The sequence below is a fragment of the Cedecea lapagei genome (assembly GCF_900635955.1).
Lineage (GTDB): Bacteria > Pseudomonadota > Gammaproteobacteria > Enterobacterales > Enterobacteriaceae > Cedecea > Cedecea lapagei.
Genome location: NZ_LR134201.1, coordinates 158,892 through 176,796, shown reverse-complemented (window position 1 = coordinate 176,796; position 17,905 = coordinate 158,892). Strand labels below are relative to the sequence as shown.

The window sequence follows — 17,905 nt, the reverse complement described above, 5'->3', positions numbered from 1 at the left end:
ATGACTCAACACGACCAACTACACCGCTATCTGTTTGAAAACTACGCCGTGCGCGGCGAGCTGGTGACGGTTTCTGAAACCTGGCAGCAGATCATGGAAAACCATGACTACCCGCAGCCGGTTAAAAATATCCTCGGCGAGCTGCTGGTTGCCACCAGCCTGCTGACCGCCACGCTGAAGTTTGACGGTGACATCACCGTTCAGTTGCAGGGCGATGGCCCGATGACGCTGGCCGTGATCAACGGTAACAACAAACAGCAAATGCGCGGCGTAGCTCGCGTTCAGGGTGATATCCCCGCTGATGCGGCGTTAAAAGATCTGGTCGGCAACGGCTATCTGGTGATCACCATCACCCCAGGCGAAGGTGAACGCTATCAGGGCGTGGTCGGGCTGGAGGGAGATACCCTCGCCGCCTGCCTGGAAGATTACTTCATGCGCTCCGAGCAGCTGCCGACTCGCCTGTTTATCCGCACCGGCGAAGTGGAAGGTAAAGCGGCGGCAGGCGGTATGCTGCTGCAGGTACTGCCTGCGCAGAATGCCGAAACCGACGACTTTAACCACCTGGCCACGCTGACCGAAACCATCAAGGCTGAAGAGCTGCTGACGCTGCCGGCGAACGACGTGTTATGGCGTCTCTATCACGAAGAAGAAGTCACCCTGTACGATCCGCAGGACGTAGAATTTAAGTGCACCTGCTCGCGTGAACGCTGTGCGGATGCGCTGCGTACGCTGCCGGATGAAGAAATCGACAGTATTCTGGCGGAAGATGGCGAAATCGACATGAACTGTGACTACTGTGGCAGCCACTATGTTTTTGACTCCATGGACATAGCAGCAATCCGCAACAATGCCTCTCCGGCAGATCCCCAGGTTCACTAAGGGTGCTCAACGCCTCCTCACCGGAGGCGTTCAATTTTAACGGTAATAATCGACCTTGATCCGCTGCCCCTGAACCATCACGTCCTGCCACACCTTGGGCGCCGCCGTAAGTTTTCCTTCAGAAGCCGCCTGCTTTAAAGCCGCCATCATCTGGTTTTTATCCAGATCCCGCGCTTGCCCGATATCCTTCCAGCTCCCGCCAATTTTGCCGTAAACTTTGCAGTAGTTCATTTCCGGCTGGCACAGCAGCCATTCATCCTGGCCATCGCCGTTAAGATCCATCCCGACCAGCAGGCACTTATCCTCATCGTCCAGACATTCCCGGGCCTGGTAGCTTTCGTCTTTCACCATCGCCTGCCACCACGCGTTTTCCGGTACGCGATTTTTATCTGCCAGCACGATACGTTGACGCAGCGACTCAACACTCAACTTCATCGCCCCCGTGCTCCCCGCTTTGCCATCGCTAAGCAGCATTGCAAGCTGCTTTTTACGTTCCGGGTTCGCGCTAAATCCCGGATCTTTCTGCAGCTGTCGCATCGCCTCATAGCCTCGTCTGCCGGACGATTGCAGCATCGTAATGCTCAGCTTATCCGCCTGCAAAGCCCCGCTGTGGTAACGCGCCATCTGGTTATTTACGCTGATGCGATAAGGATCCAGCAGCGGAGAATTCACCGCAACCAGCAGGGCCAGCGCCAGTAATAGGACCGCACGGTTGATACCGCCCGGCTGCAAAACAGCCTGCCGACGCTGGCGAATCAACGTGACAGCATAGCCGCAGGCCCAGACCAGCACCGTCAGCGTGATAAGAGCGGCATAGACACGCGTCGGCGTCCATCCGTATGACGAAACACGTAGCCACAGCGCATAGCTGGCCAGCAGGGCGTAAATCGGGGAGAGTAGCAGCGTCAGTTTAATCGCGCCGTCCAGCAAAACAGGATAAGGCCGGGTTTCTCTTTCCGGATGCCAGGCCACCGCGGCGGCGACCATCACCATCAACGTCAGGGTGTTAAGCAGCGCATTGCAGGAAACATGCTGCGAAACAGAACCCAGACCGACCACCGGCAGCGTCGCCAGAAACATCAGTGAAATCAGCGACAGCAACGGCAGCAGGCCGGTCGCAAAGACGCTGAAGAAGTGTTTTACCGCATTCACCGCCCGCTGCTGATCGCGGCAAAGGGTTACGGCGAGCGCCGCCGCGGTACAGGTGGCAATCCAGGCAAATGCCGAAGAATTAAAGAACAGGCTGTCGAAAAGAGTGATATCCACCAGCTTGAATAACCCGGCCCACAGCGCCAGTACGCCCCAGAAAAAGAGCACCAGCAGCCCGGTTAACATTAGCGTAATACCGTTGCGCCAGAGTTGACCGTAAAAGGCCGACCAGCCTCCCCAGCCCGTCTTTGAACGCAGACGCCCCTGAAGCCATGGCAGCGCCAAAAATAGCATCGCGGCCAGCGAGCACTGATATCCCAACACAATATCGTGGCGATCCCAGCCCTCCAGCCCCCGCGTCGTCCAGTTTACCCAGCCGCTCATCAGCGCAACCACCGGCAGAGGGATAAGCGCCAGCGCCCAGAACCGCAGGTCATTAAAACGTACGGCGAGAAGCGCCAGCGTCGTTGCCAACACCACAGAGAGAGAACGCAGGTACAGGGCCTGCTCACTCCCCTGCAGCCAGATGCCGCCTGCCCGGTGACCTTCGGTCAGGTACAGCAGCACGCCTGAAAGAAATCCCACCAGCAAAATGCCCCAGCGGGTTGCCTTCGGTAACGGATCGGACACGAACATGGTAGTCATCCCTTATGAGCTCATTTTTGACCGGGTGTAACGGTGCGCTGCGACATGCCAATGACGGTCTTGTTTCATCGCGTTGCGTATGAGAGCGCGTTCATTCACATATTTCTCCGTTTTTATCCTAATTGTTAACATATTCGCCATATTTTCCCCGAGAAGCGGTGAATTCCTGCCATACTCTGCCCCCGCTAAGGCATCCCCTAAGCATTTCCCCTGTTAAATTTAAGCAGGCGCGTAAATTTATGATAGTGGTCGCGGTTAACACCCCCTAAACAACCCTACAATATCAGGCAGTTTAAATTGGCTAAGGAGCAGTGAAATGCGAGTTAAAGGCATAACCCCGCAAGATCTCAAGGCTTATGGCATTAATGACGTCAGCGAAGTCGTCTATAACCCCGACTACGACACCCTTTACCGCGAAGAGCTCGACCCAAAACTGGAAGGGTTTGAGCGCGGCGTGGTAACCACCTTAGGCGCTGTTTCCGTGGATACCGGAATCTTTACCGGCCGCTCGCCTAAAGATAAATATATCGTTCGCGATGACACCACCCGCGATACGCTCTGGTGGTCAGACAACGGAAAAGGCAAAAACGACAATAAACCGCTTTCCGAAGAGACCTGGCACGAGCTCAAAGGCCTGGTAACGCAGCAGCTGTCAGGCAAGCGCCTGTTTATCGTCGACGCCTTCTGCGGCGCCAACGCCGATACTCGCCTTTCCGTTCGCTTTATTACCGAAGTCGCCTGGCAGGCACACTTCGTGAAGAACATGTTTATTCGCCCAACGGACGAAGAGCTGGAGACCTTCACCCCCGATTTTGTGGTGATGAACGGCGCTAAATGTACCAACCCTAACTGGCAGGAACAGGGCCTGAACTCCGAAAACTTCGTGGCGTTTAACCTGACTGAACGCATGCAGCTTATCGGCGGCACCTGGTACGGCGGCGAGATGAAAAAAGGGATGTTCTCCATCATGAACTACCTGCTGCCGCTGAAAGGCATCGCCTCCATGCACTGCTCGGCAAACGTCGGCGAAAAAGGCGATGTTGCGGTGTTCTTCGGCCTGTCCGGCACCGGTAAAACAACGCTCTCCACCGACCCGAAACGCCGCCTGATTGGCGACGATGAGCACGGCTGGGATGACGACGGCGTGTTCAACTTCGAAGGCGGCTGCTACGCCAAAACGATTCGCCTGTCGGAAGAGGCCGAGCCGGATATTTACCACGCGATCCGCCGCGATGCGCTGCTGGAAAACGTCACCGTGCGTGCCGACGGCTCCATCGACTTCGACGACGCCTCAAAAACCGAAAATACCCGCGTTTCTTACCCAATCTACCATATCGACAACATCGTTAAGCCGGTGTCGAAAGCGGGTCATGCAACGAAAGTTATCTTCCTGACCGCAGACGCCTTCGGCGTGCTGCCGCCGGTTTCTCGCCTCACCGCAAACCAGACGCAGTATCACTTCCTGTCCGGCTTTACCGCCAAACTGGCGGGCACCGAGCGCGGCGTAACCGAGCCAACGCCAACCTTCTCCGCCTGCTTCGGCGCGGCGTTCCTGTCGCTGCACCCAACGCAGTATGCAGAAGTGCTCGTTAAGCGCATGCAGGCCTCGGGCGCGCAGGCTTACCTGGTGAATACTGGCTGGAACGGCACCGGCAAACGTATCTCCATCAAAGACACCCGCGCGATCATCGACGCCATTCTTGACGGCTCGCTGGACGACGCAGAAACCTTCACGCTGCCGATGTTTAACCTCGCGATCCCCACCTCGCTTGCGGGCGTGGATCCCCGGATCCTTGACCCACGGAATACCTACGCGTCTCCGGAACAGTGGCAGGAAAAAGCGGAGCAGCTGGCGAAGCTGTTTGTAGAAAACTTTGAGAAGTACACCGACACCCCTGCCGGCGCGGCGCTGGTAGAAGCCGGTCCTAAGCTGTAATTCAGAAAGCTAAGACGAAAAAAAACGACCCTCTCGAGGGTCGTTTTTTTATTGGGCTAACGGCAACTTAGCTTTCTCGGTGGGCAACAACCCGGGCTATCGGCAGCGGCAGGTAAGCCCTGATACGCAGCCCTCCCCGCTCGCTTTTCCCGAGATCTAACATCCCGTTATGGTTGTCGATGATGCGCTGCACGATAGCTAAGCCCAGCCCGGTACCGCTGGTGCTACGGGCGCTGTCGCCACGCACGAACGGCTGGAACAGGTGCTGAAGCTGGTCTGGCTCAATGCCCGGGCCATCATCTTCCACCTGGAACCAGGCGCGGTTCAGCTCGCTGCCGCTGCTGACTTTGATCCAGCCATTGCCGTAGCGCGCCGCGTTGACCACCATATTCGCCACCGCACGCTTGATAGAGAGCGGGTGAATATTGAGGCGGATCTCGCCGTCCTGCAGGTCAGTGTCGATTTCACGCTCGTAGCCGCTTTCGGCGGCAATCACTTCGCCGAGCACGCTGTTAAGATCCGCCATCTCCAGCGGCATCTCCTGGCCAGTACGCAGGTAGTCGATGAACTGCTCGATAATCGCATTACACTCTTCGATATCTTTGTTAATCGACTCGGCCAGATAGCCATCCTCCTGCCCCATCATCTCGGTCGCCAGGCGAATACGCGTCAGAGGCGTGCGCAGATCGTGACTGACGCCCGCCATCAGCAGCGTACGGTCGTCGGCCAGCTGTTTTACGCCCGCGGCCATATGGTTAAATGCCCGCGTCACCGACCGCACTTCCGACGCGCCATATTCACGCAGCGGAGGAGGAATGATCCCTTTACCGACCTGAAGCGCGGCGTGCTCCAGGTCGACCAGCGGTCGGTTTTGTATTCGAATAAAGAGCCATGCGCCGCCTATCGCCAGCAGCATTATCGCCAGCGTGTAGCGGAACAGCGGGGAGAAATCGCCCTGATGGATTTCCGTCAGCGGGACACGCACCCAGATATTTGGCGACAGCCAGGTCTTCAGCCAGACGACGGGGGAGCTTTTATTCACCTCAACGCGCACTTCGGTTGGGCCGCCGAGCTGCTGCGCCATTTGCTGGCTCAGAAACTCGTAGTGCTGCGCCCAGCGCAGGCCAGCGTCTTCCGCCGCCTCGTTGGAGTAAAGCGAAATGCCCAGCTCACGGTAAATTTCGCGACGAAACGCAGGCGGCACCACAAGCTGGGTGCCGTCTTCAAGCTGCAGTTTGTCGGTCATCAGCATTCTGACTTCGTACGCCAGCACCTTATTAAACTGCTGCAGGCTCGGCAAGATTGCGAAGTTCAGAACGACAAGATAGGTCGTCACCAGGCTGACGAACAGCAGGGTGACGATCAGCAACAGCGTACGGGCAAACGAGCTTCTTGGTGAGAAGCGAACTCGCCTCATGCCTTAGCGCCGTCCGGGACGAAGACGTAGCCAAGACCCCAAACGGTCTGGATATAACGCGGATGCGCCGGGTCCTCTTCCACCATGCGGCGCAGGCGGGAGATCTGTACGTCAATGGAACGCTCCATCGCGGAGTATTCACGGCCGCGCGCCAGGTTCATCAGCTTATCGCGGGAAAGCGGCTCACGCGGGTGACTCACCAGCGCTTTCAGGACCGCAAACTCGCCGCTGGTCAACGGCATCGGCTCATCTTCGCGGAACATTTCGCGGGTACCGAGGTTCAGTTTGAACTTGCCGAACGCGATGACGGCTTCCTCCTGAGAAGGCGCACCCGGCAGTTCATTAGCCTGACGGCGCAGTACGGCGCGAATACGGGCCAGCAGCTCACGCGGGTTAAACGGCTTAGGAATATAATCATCCGCGCCAATTTCCAGGCCGACGATACGGTCGACCTCTTCACCCTTCGCGGTCACCATGATGATCGGCATTGGGTTGCTCTGGCTACGCAGGCGGCGGCAAATAGAGAGACCATCCTCGCCCGGCAGCATCAGATCCAGCACCATCAGGTGGAAGGATTCGCGGGTCAGCAGGCGATCCATTTGTTCGGCGTTGGCGACGCTGCGAACCTGGAAGCCCTGTTCGGTGAGATAACGCTCTAACAGCGCGCGCAGGCGCATGTCGTCATCGACCACCAGAATTTTATAGTTCTCTTGCATCGTAAGTACTCCCAAAGGCTCGAACAGTTGAGTGTGTATTCTTAAAAAACTGCGCTAATACAACCAGTCAATTCTGGTATACATTCTAGTCGAAATTGTTACAAAGCATATTAAACAGTCGGTTATCAACGTTTTAAATCAAAATTTGGTGACTTGCTTCCCAAAATGCGCCGGTTGCATTCTTCATTAAGCATCGGTTTAAATCACACTCTGATTTTACAGGCTACAGGGCTGAAAGATGAAAACGCCGTTAATCACCCGTGAAGGCTACGAGAAGCTCAAAAAGGAGCTGGATTACCTGTGGCGTGAAGAGCGCCCTGAGGTGACCAAAAAAGTGACCTGGGCCGCCAGCCTGGGCGATCGCAGTGAAAACGCCGACTACCAGTACAACAAAAAGCGCCTGCGTGAAATTGACCGCCGGGTTCGCTACATCACCAAATCTCTGGAACGGCTGAAAATCGTCGATTACTCACCGCAGCAGGAAGGCAAAGTCTTCTTTGGCGCCTGGGTCGAAATAGAAAATGACGACGGCGACCTGCTGCGCTTTCGTATCGTTGGCTACGACGAAATCTTTGGCCGCAAGGACTACATCTCTATCGACTCGCCGATGGCACGAGCATTGCTCAAAAAAGAGGTGGGCGATTTGGCCGTGGTGCAGACCCCAGCCGGAGAAGCGCAGTGGTACGTCAATGACATTGAGTACCCGAAACCTGAGTAATGTGAACAGAACTGTCCGAAACCCAATATCCGCGGGTCGACGGCTGGCATTTTCGTGCCCCGATCCGTATAACTGTCTGCTGAATTTTCCGTACTACACAGATGAAAAGCCATGATGAATGATTCGCTTTGCCGCATTATTGCGGGTGAGCTTCAGGCCAGAAACGAACAGGTAGAAGCTGCCGTTCGCCTGCTGGATGAAGGGAATACCGTGCCGTTTATCGCACGTTATCGTAAGGAAGTCACCGGCGGTCTGGATGACACGCAACTGCGTCAACTGGAGACTCGTCTTAGCTACCTGCGCGAGCTGGAAGAGCGCCGCCAGACCATCCTCAAATCCATTGCCGACCAGGGCAAACTGAGCGATGACCTTGCCGGCGCCATCAACGGCACGCTGAGCAAAACTGAACTCGAAGATCTTTACCTGCCCTATAAACCGAAGCGCCGTACACGCGGGCAAATCGCCATTGAAGCGGGCCTTGAGCCGCTGGCCGATGTGTTGTGGAACGAGCCTACGCACGATCCGGAGCAGGAAGCTGCCCGCTTCGTGGACGCCGATAAAGGCGTTGCCGACACCAAAGCGGCGCTGGACGGCGCACGCTACATCCTGATGGAGCGTTTCGCTGAAGACGCCGCGCTGCTGGCCAAGGTCCGCGACTATCTGTGGAAAAATGCCCACCTGGTCTCAGCCGTTGTTAGCGGCAAAGAGGAGGAAGGCGCGAAATTCCGCGACTACTTCGCTCATCACGAAGCGATTGCCACTATTCCTTCCCACCGTGCGCTGGCTATGTTCCGCGGGCGCAACGAAGGCATTTTACAGCTGTCGCTGAATGCCGATCCGCAGTTTGATGAGCCGCCGCGCGAGAGCTATTGCGAGCAGTTGATTATCAACCATCTTAATCTGCGCCTGAACAATGCCCCTGCCGACAGCTGGCGCAGGGCCGTAGTGAGCTGGACCTGGCGCATCAAGGTGCTGATGCACCTTGAAACCGAGCTGATGGGCACCGTGCGCGAACGCGCGGAAGACGAAGCGATTAACGTCTTTGCCCGTAATCTGCATGACCTGCTGATGGCGGCTCCGGCTGGCCTGCGTGCCACAATGGGCCTCGATCCGGGCCTGCGTACCGGCGTGAAGGTCGCGGTGGTTGACGCCACCGGCAAGCTGGTTGCCACCGATACTATTTATCCACATACCGGCCAGGCGGCTAAAGCAGCCGTTGCCGTGGCGGCACTTTGCGAGAAGCACAACGTCGAGCTGGTCGCTATCGGTAACGGCACCGCCTCCCGCGAAACCGAACGCTTCTTCCTGGACGTGCAGAAACAGTTCCCAAAAGTGACCGCGCAGAAGGTTATCGTCAGCGAAGCAGGCGCCTCCGTCTATTCCGCTTCCGAGCTGGCGGCGCTGGAGTTCCCGGACTTGGACGTTTCTATCCGCGGCGCCGTCTCCATCGCCCGCCGTCTGCAGGATCCGCTGGCCGAGCTGGTGAAAATCGATCCGAAATCTATCGGCGTGGGCCAGTATCAACACGACGTAAGCCAGACCCAGCTGGCGAAAAAGCTGGATGCGGTAGTGGAAGACTGCGTAAACGCCGTTGGCGTGGATCTGAACACGGCCTCCGTGCCGTTGCTGACCCGCGTTGCCGGCCTGACCCGCATGATGGCGCAGAACATCGTCAGCTGGCGTGACGAAAATGGCCGCTTCCGGAACCGTCAGCAGCTGCTTAACGTCAGCCGCCTGGGGCCAAAAGCTTTCGAGCAGTGCGCCGGCTTCCTGCGTATCAACCACGGCGATAACCCGCTGGATGCCTCTACCGTTCACCCGGAAGCCTATCCGGTCGTCGAGCGTATTCTCGCCGCAACCCAACAGGCGCTGCAGGATTTAATGGGCAACAGCAGCGAGCTGCGTGACCTCAAAGCCAGCCAGTTTACCGACGAACGTTTCGGTGTCCCTACCGTGACGGACATTATTAAAGAGCTGGAAAAGCCGGGTCGCGACCCACGCCCTGAGTTCAAAACGGCACAGTTTGCCGAAGGCGTTGAAACGATGAACGACCTGACGCCCGGTATGGTGCTGGAAGGTGCGGTCACCAACGTCACCAACTTCGGCGCGTTTGTGGATATCGGCGTGCATCAGGACGGGCTGGTTCACATCTCATCCCTGTCGGACAAGTTTATCGACGATCCGCATAAGGTGGTGAAAGCGGGCGATATCGTGAAGGTCAAGGTGCTGGAAGTTGACCTGCAGCGCAAACGCATCGCCTTAACCATGCGCCTCGACGAACAACCTGGCGAAAGCGGCAGCCGTCGCGGCAACGGCGGTAACGCCTCCCGCGAGCAAAAGGGCAAACCTGCAGCGCAGCAAAAGCCGCGTGGACGGGACAACGCCAGCGGCGGAAATAGCGCTATGATGGATGCCCTGGCCGCCGCTATGGGCAAAAAGCGTTAATTCCTTCTTCATCTCTCCCTTCGGGGAGAGATTTTATTTCCGCTCCCCCGCTATAATCTAAAAAATAACTTAATTTTGATTTAAATCAATTTTCAATATTTACCCCATCGTGAAACCAGTAATTATCACTTCTGTAACATCGGCAATAGCCAAATAACACTCAAGGCTGCGAGAATTTAATGCATTGCCAATGTATTCAATCAGTTAATAAATCTCGTTATTGACCTGTTGATTATTCCCTCTCTGCCTGCCCGGCGGAGTTCCCTATTTAGGTTAAATTTGAGAAGAAAAATAAATATTGTCGACGGTAACCATTCTCATTATCATTGTGTTGAACGATATCTCTTCTCTTTCTCTAGCTTAATTCGCTTTTAATGTTCGCGTGACTGGTGGTTAAAACGATCGTTCAGTCAGCGCCAATGCAGAGCCAAGCTCTAAGTAGGTCCTATGCAATTCATACCGAATAGCGCGTGGAAAATTACCGGCTTCGCCAGTGAAATCAGCCCGGCTTACCGCCAGAAATTATTGTCTCTCGGCATGTTGCCAGGCTCTTCATTCAACGTAGTTCGCGTGGCGCCCCTCGGCGATCCTATCCATATAGAAACTCGCCGCGTAAGCCTGGTGCTGCGCAAAAAAGATCTCGCGCTGGTGAATATCGAAGCTGTTGTTTAACGGCGGGCGAGCGTACGCGCTTTTTGCAAACTCAACGAAGTCTACGAACAAAAATGAAAAACTTAACCATAGGTTTAATCGGCAACCCTAACTCGGGTAAAACCACGTTATTTAATCAGCTGACGGGCGCCCGCCAGCGCGTGGGGAACTGGGCTGGCGTCACCGTAGAACGCAAAGAAGGTCAGTTTTCCACGCTTGAGCACCAGGTCACGTTGGTTGATTTGCCCGGTACCTACTCGCTCACCACCATTTCGTCGCAGACCTCGCTAGATGAGCAAATCGCCTGTCATTACATCCTTAGCGGCGATGCGGATCTGCTCATCAACGTGGTTGATGCTTCAAACCTTGAGCGCAATCTCTACCTGACGCTGCAGCTGCTGGAGCTGGGCATCCCATGCGTGGTCGCTTTGAATATGCTGGATATCGCCGAGAAACAGGCGATCCGCATCGACATCGACGCGCTTGCCGCCCGCCTCGGTTGCCCGGTCGTGCCGCTGGTCTCTACCCGAGGACGCGGTATTGACAGCCTGAAACTCGCCATCGACCGCAAACAGCCCAACCAGAAAAACGAGCTGGTCCACTATCCTCAGATTCTGCTGCAGGAAGCGGAAAATTTGGCCGCTGATATGCCTCAGGCGATGCCGGCAGGGCAGCGCCGTTGGCTGGCGCTGCAGATGCTGGAAGGGGATATCTACAGCCTGGCTTATGCGGGCAACGCCACAGAGAAGCTTGAGGCCGCGCACGCTCGCCTCGCAGAGGCTATTGACGATCCTGCCCTGCTGATTGCCGATGCACGCTATCAAAGCATCGCTGCCGTGTGCGACGCGGTTAGCAACAGCATGACCGCCGAACCAAACCGCCTGACGGTGGCAATGGATAAAATCATCCTCAACCGCTACCTCGGCCTGCCGATCTTTATGCTGGTGATGTACCTGATGTTCCTGCTGGCGATTAACATCGGCGGCGCGCTGCAGCCTATTTTTGATGCAGGCTCGGTGGCGATATTTATTCACGGCATTCAGTGGCTTGGCTATACGCTCCACTTCCCGGAATGGCTGACTATTTTCCTGGCCCAGGGCATCGGCGGCGGGATCAACACCGTGCTGCCGCTGGTCCCACAAATCGGCATGATGTATCTGTTCCTGTCGTTCCTCGAGGACTCCGGCTACATGGCCCGCGCCGCTTTCGTAATGGACCGCCTGATGCAGGCTCTTGGTCTGCCGGGTAAATCTTTTGTACCGCTGATCGTCGGCTTCGGCTGCAACGTACCCTCGGTCATGGGCGCCCGCACCCTTGATGCGCCGCGAGAAAGACTGATGACCATCATGATGGCGCCGTTTATGTCCTGCGGTGCACGGCTGGCGATTTTCGCGGTGTTTGCCGCCGCCTTCTTTGGTCAGCAGGGTGCGCTGGTGGTCTTCTCGCTCTATATCCTCGGCATCGTGATGGCCATCCTTACCGGCCTGATGCTGAAGCACACCATTATGCGCGGCGAAGCCTCACCGTTCGTGATGGAGCTACCGGTTTACCATGTTCCCCATCTTAAAAGCCTGCTTTTGCAGACCTGGCAGCGCCTGAAAGGCTTCGTCCTGCGCGCCGGTAAAGTCATCGTGATTGTGAGTATTTTCATCGGCGCGCTGAACAGCTTCTCCTTTAGCGGCAAGCCAGTAGATAACATCAATGACTCCGCGCTTGCCTCCGTCAGCCGCGTGTTAACGCCGCTGCTGAAGCCGATTGGCGTCCACGACGACAACTGGCAGGCCACCGTTGGGCTGTTTACCGGCGCGATGGCAAAAGAGGTGGTAGTCGGTACGCTGAATACCCTTTATACCGCCGAAGATATTCATAACGAAGAGTTCGATGCCGCAAGCTTTAATCTACTTGATGAGCTGGGTGCCGCCGCCGATGAAACCTGGCAGGGGCTGAAAAACACCTTTAGCCTGAGCGTGCTGGCGAACCCAATCGAAGCGAGCAAGGGCGACGGCGAAATGTCCTCCGGGCCAATGGGCGTCATGAGCAGCAAGTTTGGCAGCGAAGCCGCCGCCTACAGCTATCTGATTTTCGTCCTACTCTATATTCCGTGCATCTCGGTGATGGGTGCCATTGCCCGCGAATCCAGCCGGGGCTGGATGACGTTTTCCGTGCTTTGGGGACTGAATATCGCTTATTCGCTCTCAACGCTCTACTACCAGAGCGTGACCTTCAGCGAACATCCGCAGTTCAGCCTGGTCTCTATTTTGGCGGTCGTGCTGTTTAACGTGCTGCTGCTTGGCGGGCTTCGCCGCGCCCGTAGCCGCGTGGACGTCTCACTGCTGGCGACCAGAAAAACGCCGTCGTCCTGCTGCCAGAGCAGCACCGGCGACTGTCACTAAGGAGGCGCCTGTGGCAAGCCTGATTGATATCCGTAACGCCCTGGCGCTTCAGGGCCGCCTCGAAGCGAAGCAGATAAGCCAGCAGCTTGCTACGCCTCTGCCGCTGGTCGCCGCGATGCTCGAACGCCTGGAGGCGATGGGCAAAGCGATACGCGTCAGTGAAGACCCGAGCAGCTGCCTGACGGGGAGCTGCAAAAGCTGCCCGGAAGGGAAACAGTGTGTGCGGGAGCTCTGGGCGCTACGATAAAAAAAGGCGGGTTATCCCCGCCTTGCTTTATGTAACGTGAGTTATTTCGCTACCTTGTAGACATCCGCGGTAGCACGAACGTTTTTAGTATATTTTTCGGCGCTGGTGACCACGTAGTAGTCACCCCCCAGCTTATCGGCTTTCTTAATCAGATCGCGCTTCGCATCCATTGGTGCAGAAGTGTTATCCGTGACGATCGTGCCGATCTTCGTTAGCTTCAACTCTGCAACTTTATCTTTTTGAATTTCTTTAGCCGCAAACGCACCAAAGGAAACAGCACCAACCAACAACCCAGTAATCACACCTGTTATCAATTTCATCGCCAGTACTCTCCGTAGGTATCTGCTTTTTTAATAACCGGGATTCATCCCGCAACGGTTTATTTATTCACCCTTCGCAGGGTGAATAATTGAGTATTGGCACAAAATATTTTTTTCGCCACAGATGAACCACTTACTCTTTTAAGCGCTGCTCCCACTCCAGTACCGCCTGGCAAAACTCCGCCGGATGCGAGATAAACGGCGCGTGTGCGGCTTTATCGAAAATAAGTGATTGGGAATGCGGCCACAGGGCATCCAGAAGAGGAACCACTTTGCGTGGCACCAGGCCATCCAGTCGGCCATAGAGGCGTAGATGGGGCACGGCTGAGTCGGCTAAATCCGCTCGCAGATCGGCGGTTTTGAGGATCTCGAGTCCCCCATTAAGGACGGCGACCTCCGGCATCGGCTGCGCCAGAACTACGGTCTTCAACAGACGAGCATCCTGACGGGCAGTCTCCGTTCCCAACGTTTGCAGCGCCAAAAAACGCTCAACGGTACGCTGGAAATCTTCGCTTAACTGCTGCTGGAAGCCGGCCAACACCTCGGGTTTAATGCCTGGCCAGCCCTCTGCAGCGGTAAAACACGGAGAAGAGGCCACCGTCACCAGCGCATTTACTCGCTCAGGACTGACGAGCGCTATCTGGCTTGCCACCAGCCCTCCCAGACTCCAGCCAAGCCAGATGGCGCGCTCCGGAGCTTTAGCCAGCACAATGTCGGCCATTTTCTCCAGCGTGAGTGAACCAAAACCTTTGCTCCGACCATACCCCGGCAGGTCGACCAGGTGCAGCCGAAAATGCGAGCCGAGTTCTGTTTCTATGTTATGCCAGACCTCCGCGTTCAGTCCCCATCCGTGCAGCAGCACAAGATCGTTTTTCCCTTCACCTTTTGTTTGCCACCACAGCTCGCTCATCAGTTACCGTTCCCATTTTCATCAGCAAGGAGAAGACTATGCTAACAATCCCCGGCCGCTGTTGGCTATGTCGGTTAGCGCTTGCCTGCCCGGGCTGGGGGATTTGCTCCAGCTGTACCGCGTCGCTTATTCAGCCGCAGGCCTGCTGCCCCCAGTGCGGCTTACCCGCTTTGAGGGGGCATTCACCCTGCGGGCGGTGCCTGCAGCGAACGCCGGAGTGGGACACAATAACCTACGTCAGCGATTACCTCCCGCCGCTCAGCACGCTAATCCACCACCTGAAATTTACCGGCACCCCGTCACTCGCGCCCGCCCTGGCCCGCCTGCTGCTGCTGCGCATCCTGGCCGCCAGGCGAGAGGGACGCATTCAGCTGCCCGATACCCTGGTGAGCGTACCGCTGCATCACACCCGGGCGTGGCGGCGCGGCTATAACCAAAGCGCACTTATTGCTACTCCGCTGGCTCACTGGCTGGGCCGAAAATATTCCCCTTTTGCAATCAAACGTATACGTTCATCTCCGGCACAACACACGCTGACCGCCAAAGAGAGAAAGAGGAATTTGAAAGGCATCTTTAGGGTTGAAATCCCGGTTGCCGGCCGCCATATGGCTATTGTGGATGATGTCGTGACGACGGGTAGTACTGTTGCGGAGATAGCGCGATTGCTGAAAAGGCAGGGCGCGGCGACTGTCCAGGTATGGTGCCTGTGTCGAACCTTGTAGACCCTCGACGATGGGCGTATTATAACCGACTAAAATAGTCAACTATTGAGCAATCGTTATGATCCGTATTTCCGATGCTGCACAATCCCACTTTGCCAAGCTGCTGGCAAATCAGGAAGAAGGGACGCAAATCCGCGTATTCGTAATCAATCCTGGCACGCCAAATGCGGAGTGTGGTGTGTCTTATTGTCCGCCGGATGCGGTTGAAGCGACCGATACGGCGCTGCCGTTTGAGCAGTTAACGGCCTATGTCGATGAGCTGAGCGCGCCTTATCTCGAAGACGCCGAAATTGACTTCGTTACCGATCAGTTGGGTTCCCAGCTAACGCTGAAAGCCCCTAACGCTAAAATGCGTAAAGTGTCTGACGATGCGCCGCTGATGGAGCGCGTTGAGTACATGCTGCAGGCGACCGTTAACCCACAGCTGGCCGGTCACGGTGGTCGCGTCACGCTGATGGAAATCACCGATGAAGGCTACGCCATCCTGCAGTTTGGTGGCGGCTGTAACGGTTGTTCTATGGTCGACGTAACGCTGAAAGAAGGGATCGAGAAGCAGCTTCTGGCTGAATTCCCTGAGCTGAAAGGCGTTCGTGACCTGACCGAACACCAGCGCGGTGAGCACTCTTACTACTAATTATATAAGCCCCTCTCCCTTCCAAGGAGAGGGGCATCAAATCACATATTCTTGCGCCGCTTATCCAAATCCTTCAGCAGCCTGTTCACTCGCTCATCGGCAAACATCGCTTCCAGCGGGGCGGTCAGCTTGCGGCGCCAGTTCTTATACTGATCGCTAGTCCCGGGAATATTCACCGGCTCGGCCATGTCCAGCCAGTCCTCCGGCTGTAAGCCCAGCAACGCGCTGCTGCTTTCGGCGATAAAACGCTGCATTCCACGATTGAGCGTGTCGGTCATCGTCATTAAGGCCGCTTTATGCCCCACCCGCTTCGGCAGGCAGCCATGCTGATGCAAAGCATCAAGCAGACCTTGCTTAGATCTCTCGCGGTCTTCATAAAGCCCCGCCAGCACCTCTTCGTCCGGATAGAGACCAAGCGTTTTACCGAGCGCTAAATCCCCGCTATTCCAGTAGCCACGAAGCGTTGGCAGATCGTGGGTCGTGGCAACCGCCATCGACTGCCTCGGCCAGGAGTCCGGGGCTTTAAACTGCTTCTCGCCGTCCTGCTCAAAGTAGAGCACTTTGTATGAGTACACGCCGCTATTACGCAGCTTGCTGACGATCTCCACCGGGACCGTCCCCAGATCTTCACCAATGACCATACAGCGGTGTCGCTGGCTCTCGAGGGCGAGAATAGAGAACAAAGCGTCGACCGGATACTGCACGTAAGCGCCTTTATCCGCCGTTTCGCCGTAGGGGATCCACCAAAGGCGGAGCATCGACATAACGTGATCGATACGCAGCGCGCCGCAGTGGGTCATGTTGGCGCGAAGCAGCTCGATAAAAGGTTTGTAGGCGCGGGCGACCATAATGTGAGGATCTATCGGCGGCAGTCCCCAGTTCTGCCCGAGCGGGCCAAGAATATCCGGCGGCGCGCCAACCGACGCTTTCAGGCAATAGAGCTCACGGTCGCACCAGGTCTCAGACCCACCTTCCGCCACGCCCACCGCGAGATCGCGATAGAGACCAATCGGCATGCCGTCCTGCTGGCTGGCCTCCCAGCAGCCCTTAAACTGATGCCAGGCGAGGTACTGCAGCCAAAGCCAGAAATTAACCTCGTCGCGCTGCTGCTCGCAGAAGCGTTTAACCTCCGGGCTGTGGGCATCACGATAGTTCTCCGGCCACACAGGCCAGCCCCAGCGCCCCGGATCTTCGCTGACCTGATGAGCGTGTAGAGCATCATAGGCCGCCTGGTAGTGCAGGCTTTCGCCGCCGTCAATGACAAACCGGTTGAACTCGGCCACCTGCTCATCTTCGGGCCTGCGCTGCGAGAACTGCTGCCACGCCAGGCGCAGCGCCGCGATTTTAAGGGCCGTGACGGCGGAATAATCCACCCACTCTGCGTCTCTCGCTGCCTTGAGCTGTTGCTGCACGGAACGTTTCTTCCACCACGCCTGTGCCGCTTTGCTGCGCTCAAAATCCTCTACCGCATTTACATCGATGTAGATGATATTCAGCCAGCGCCGTGACGAGGGGCTATATGGACTGGCGCTTTCAGGGTTCGCGGGATAAAGCGAATGGATGGGGTTAAGACCGATAAACGACCCGCCCCGCTTTGCCACATCCGCCAGCATCTGCTTCAGATCACCAAAGTCGCCGATGCCCCAATTTGCCTCGGAGCGCAGCGTATAAAGCTGCACGCAGGCCCCCCACAATTTTTCACCCTCAAGTAGGGCGGCCGGTTCGTAACAGCGCTGCGGGGCGATGATAATCCGGCTCGTCCAGCGCTGCTCGTGATGGCTGACAACGAGGTCGTGGTAACCCTCGGGCAGCTTAATGGGCAGCGACAGTTTTTTTCCACCGCTGATTATCCCCTGATGCAGAGTGCCGTCCTCGGTTGTCAGCTGCCAGGCATATTCTCCCTCGCCCTCAACCGGCAGCTGCATACGCTGCCCGTAAGTGTAAACCTGAACCTCTGGCACCGGAGATTTCGCCCGTTTTGTTGCTGACTCCTTATGCATGGCCTCCAGCAGGCGCTTTTTTGTCTCTCCGGAAATGCTCTGCGGCTTTCCGTGCGCGTTGATGTAATGCGGGCTGATGCCTGCCGCAAGCGCGGCACTATCAAGGCTTTTACGTTCCATGGC

At 56.5% G+C, this 17,905-nt stretch carries 15 protein-coding genes; 9 read left to right on the top strand and 6 right to left on the bottom strand.

Features of this window, described 5'->3' with window-relative positions; all coding sequences use genetic code 11:
* Complete coding sequence (gene hslO / locus EL098_RS00810) at window positions 1-879, top strand: Hsp33 family molecular chaperone HslO (protein ID WP_126358327.1); 879 nt, start codon at window positions 1-3, stop codon at window positions 877-879.
* 36 nt (window positions 880-915) lie between these two features.
* Here the strand turns inward: hslO and EL098_RS00805 are convergent, their stop codons facing one another.
* Window positions 916-2,673, bottom strand: a complete 1,758-nt coding sequence (locus EL098_RS00805; protein WP_232012289.1) for a DUF4153 domain-containing protein — start codon at window positions 2,671-2,673, stop codon at window positions 916-918.
* 316 nt (window positions 2,674-2,989) lie between these two features.
* Here EL098_RS00805 and pckA point away from each other — a divergent pair, with 316 nt between their 5' ends.
* Window positions 2,990-4,609 (top strand): phosphoenolpyruvate carboxykinase (ATP), encoded by a 1,620-nt coding sequence (gene pckA / locus EL098_RS00800; protein WP_126354262.1) that lies wholly within the window; start codon window positions 2,990-2,992, stop codon window positions 4,607-4,609.
* A gap of 67 nt (window positions 4,610-4,676) precedes the next feature.
* Here the strand turns inward: pckA and envZ are convergent, their stop codons facing one another.
* Entirely contained in the window at window positions 4,677-6,026 is a 1,350-nt protein-coding gene (gene envZ / locus EL098_RS00795) for a two-component system sensor histidine kinase EnvZ (RefSeq protein WP_126354261.1), read from the bottom strand.
* On the bottom strand, window positions 6,023-6,742 hold the full coding sequence (gene ompR, locus EL098_RS00790; protein WP_006177890.1) for an osmolarity response regulator transcription factor OmpR: 720 nt from the start codon (window positions 6,740-6,742) through the stop codon (window positions 6,023-6,025). Before ompR ends, envZ begins: the two co-directional genes overlap by 4 nt.
* Window positions 6,743-6,980: 238 nt before the next feature.
* On the opposite strand from ompR, the gene greB reads away from it, so the two are divergent.
* The 5 genes from greB to feoC all read left to right on the top strand — a co-directional run bounded on the left by greB (window position 6,981) and on the right by feoC (window position 13,196).
* The gene (greB, locus tag EL098_RS00785; RefSeq protein WP_126354260.1) at window positions 6,981-7,460 is read left to right on the top strand and encodes a transcription elongation factor GreB; all 480 of its coding nucleotides are present in this window, start codon (window positions 6,981-6,983) and stop codon (window positions 7,458-7,460) included.
* 111 nt (window positions 7,461-7,571) lie between these two features.
* Window positions 7,572-9,905, top strand: coding sequence for a Tex family protein (locus tag EL098_RS00780; RefSeq protein ID WP_126354259.1), 2,334 nt, complete (start codon window positions 7,572-7,574; stop codon window positions 9,903-9,905).
* Window positions 9,906-10,352: 447 nt separating this feature from the next.
* Window positions 10,353-10,577 carry a ferrous iron transporter A gene (gene feoA, locus EL098_RS00775; RefSeq protein ID WP_126354258.1) on the top strand — a complete coding sequence of 75 codons (225 nt, stop codon included), beginning with the start codon at window positions 10,353-10,355 and terminating at the stop codon, window positions 10,575-10,577.
* Between the two features lie 53 nt (window positions 10,578-10,630).
* On the top strand, window positions 10,631-12,949 hold the full coding sequence (gene feoB, locus EL098_RS00770; protein WP_126354257.1) for a Fe(2+) transporter permease subunit FeoB: 2,319 nt from the start codon (window positions 10,631-10,633) through the stop codon (window positions 12,947-12,949).
* A 10-nt stretch (window positions 12,950-12,959) separates the two neighbouring features.
* Window positions 12,960-13,196, top strand: a complete 237-nt coding sequence (feoC, locus tag EL098_RS00765) for a [Fe-S]-dependent transcriptional repressor FeoC (protein ID WP_126354256.1) — start codon at window positions 12,960-12,962, stop codon at window positions 13,194-13,196.
* 41 nt (window positions 13,197-13,237) lie between these two features.
* On the opposite strand, the gene EL098_RS00760 is transcribed toward feoC, so the two are convergent.
* Together EL098_RS00760 and bioH are read right to left on the bottom strand one after the other, a co-directional pair.
* A complete protein-coding gene (locus EL098_RS00760; RefSeq protein ID WP_126354255.1) occupies window positions 13,238-13,516 on the bottom strand; it encodes a YdgH/BhsA/McbA-like domain containing protein in 279 nt (92 codons plus the stop codon).
* A 133-nt stretch (window positions 13,517-13,649) separates the two neighbouring features.
* Window positions 13,650-14,426, bottom strand: coding sequence for a pimeloyl-ACP methyl ester esterase BioH (gene bioH, locus EL098_RS00755; RefSeq protein WP_126354254.1), 777 nt, complete (start codon window positions 14,424-14,426; stop codon window positions 13,650-13,652).
* A gap of 38 nt (window positions 14,427-14,464) precedes the next feature.
* Here bioH and gntX point away from each other — a divergent pair, with 38 nt between their 5' ends.
* Together gntX and nfuA are read left to right on the top strand one after the other, a co-directional pair.
* On the top strand, window positions 14,465-15,148 hold the full coding sequence (gene gntX / locus EL098_RS00750; RefSeq protein ID WP_126354253.1) for a DNA utilization protein GntX: 684 nt from the start codon (window positions 14,465-14,467) through the stop codon (window positions 15,146-15,148).
* 58 nt (window positions 15,149-15,206) lie between these two features.
* A complete protein-coding gene (gene nfuA, locus EL098_RS00745) occupies window positions 15,207-15,782 on the top strand; it encodes a Fe-S biogenesis protein NfuA (RefSeq protein WP_008457887.1) in 576 nt (191 codons plus the stop codon).
* Between the two features lie 41 nt (window positions 15,783-15,823).
* Here the strand turns inward: nfuA and malQ are convergent, their stop codons facing one another.
* Window positions 15,824-17,902, bottom strand: a complete 2,079-nt coding sequence (gene malQ / locus EL098_RS00740) for a 4-alpha-glucanotransferase (protein WP_126354252.1) — start codon at window positions 17,900-17,902, stop codon at window positions 15,824-15,826.
* Window positions 17,903-17,905: the final 3 nt, after the last annotated feature.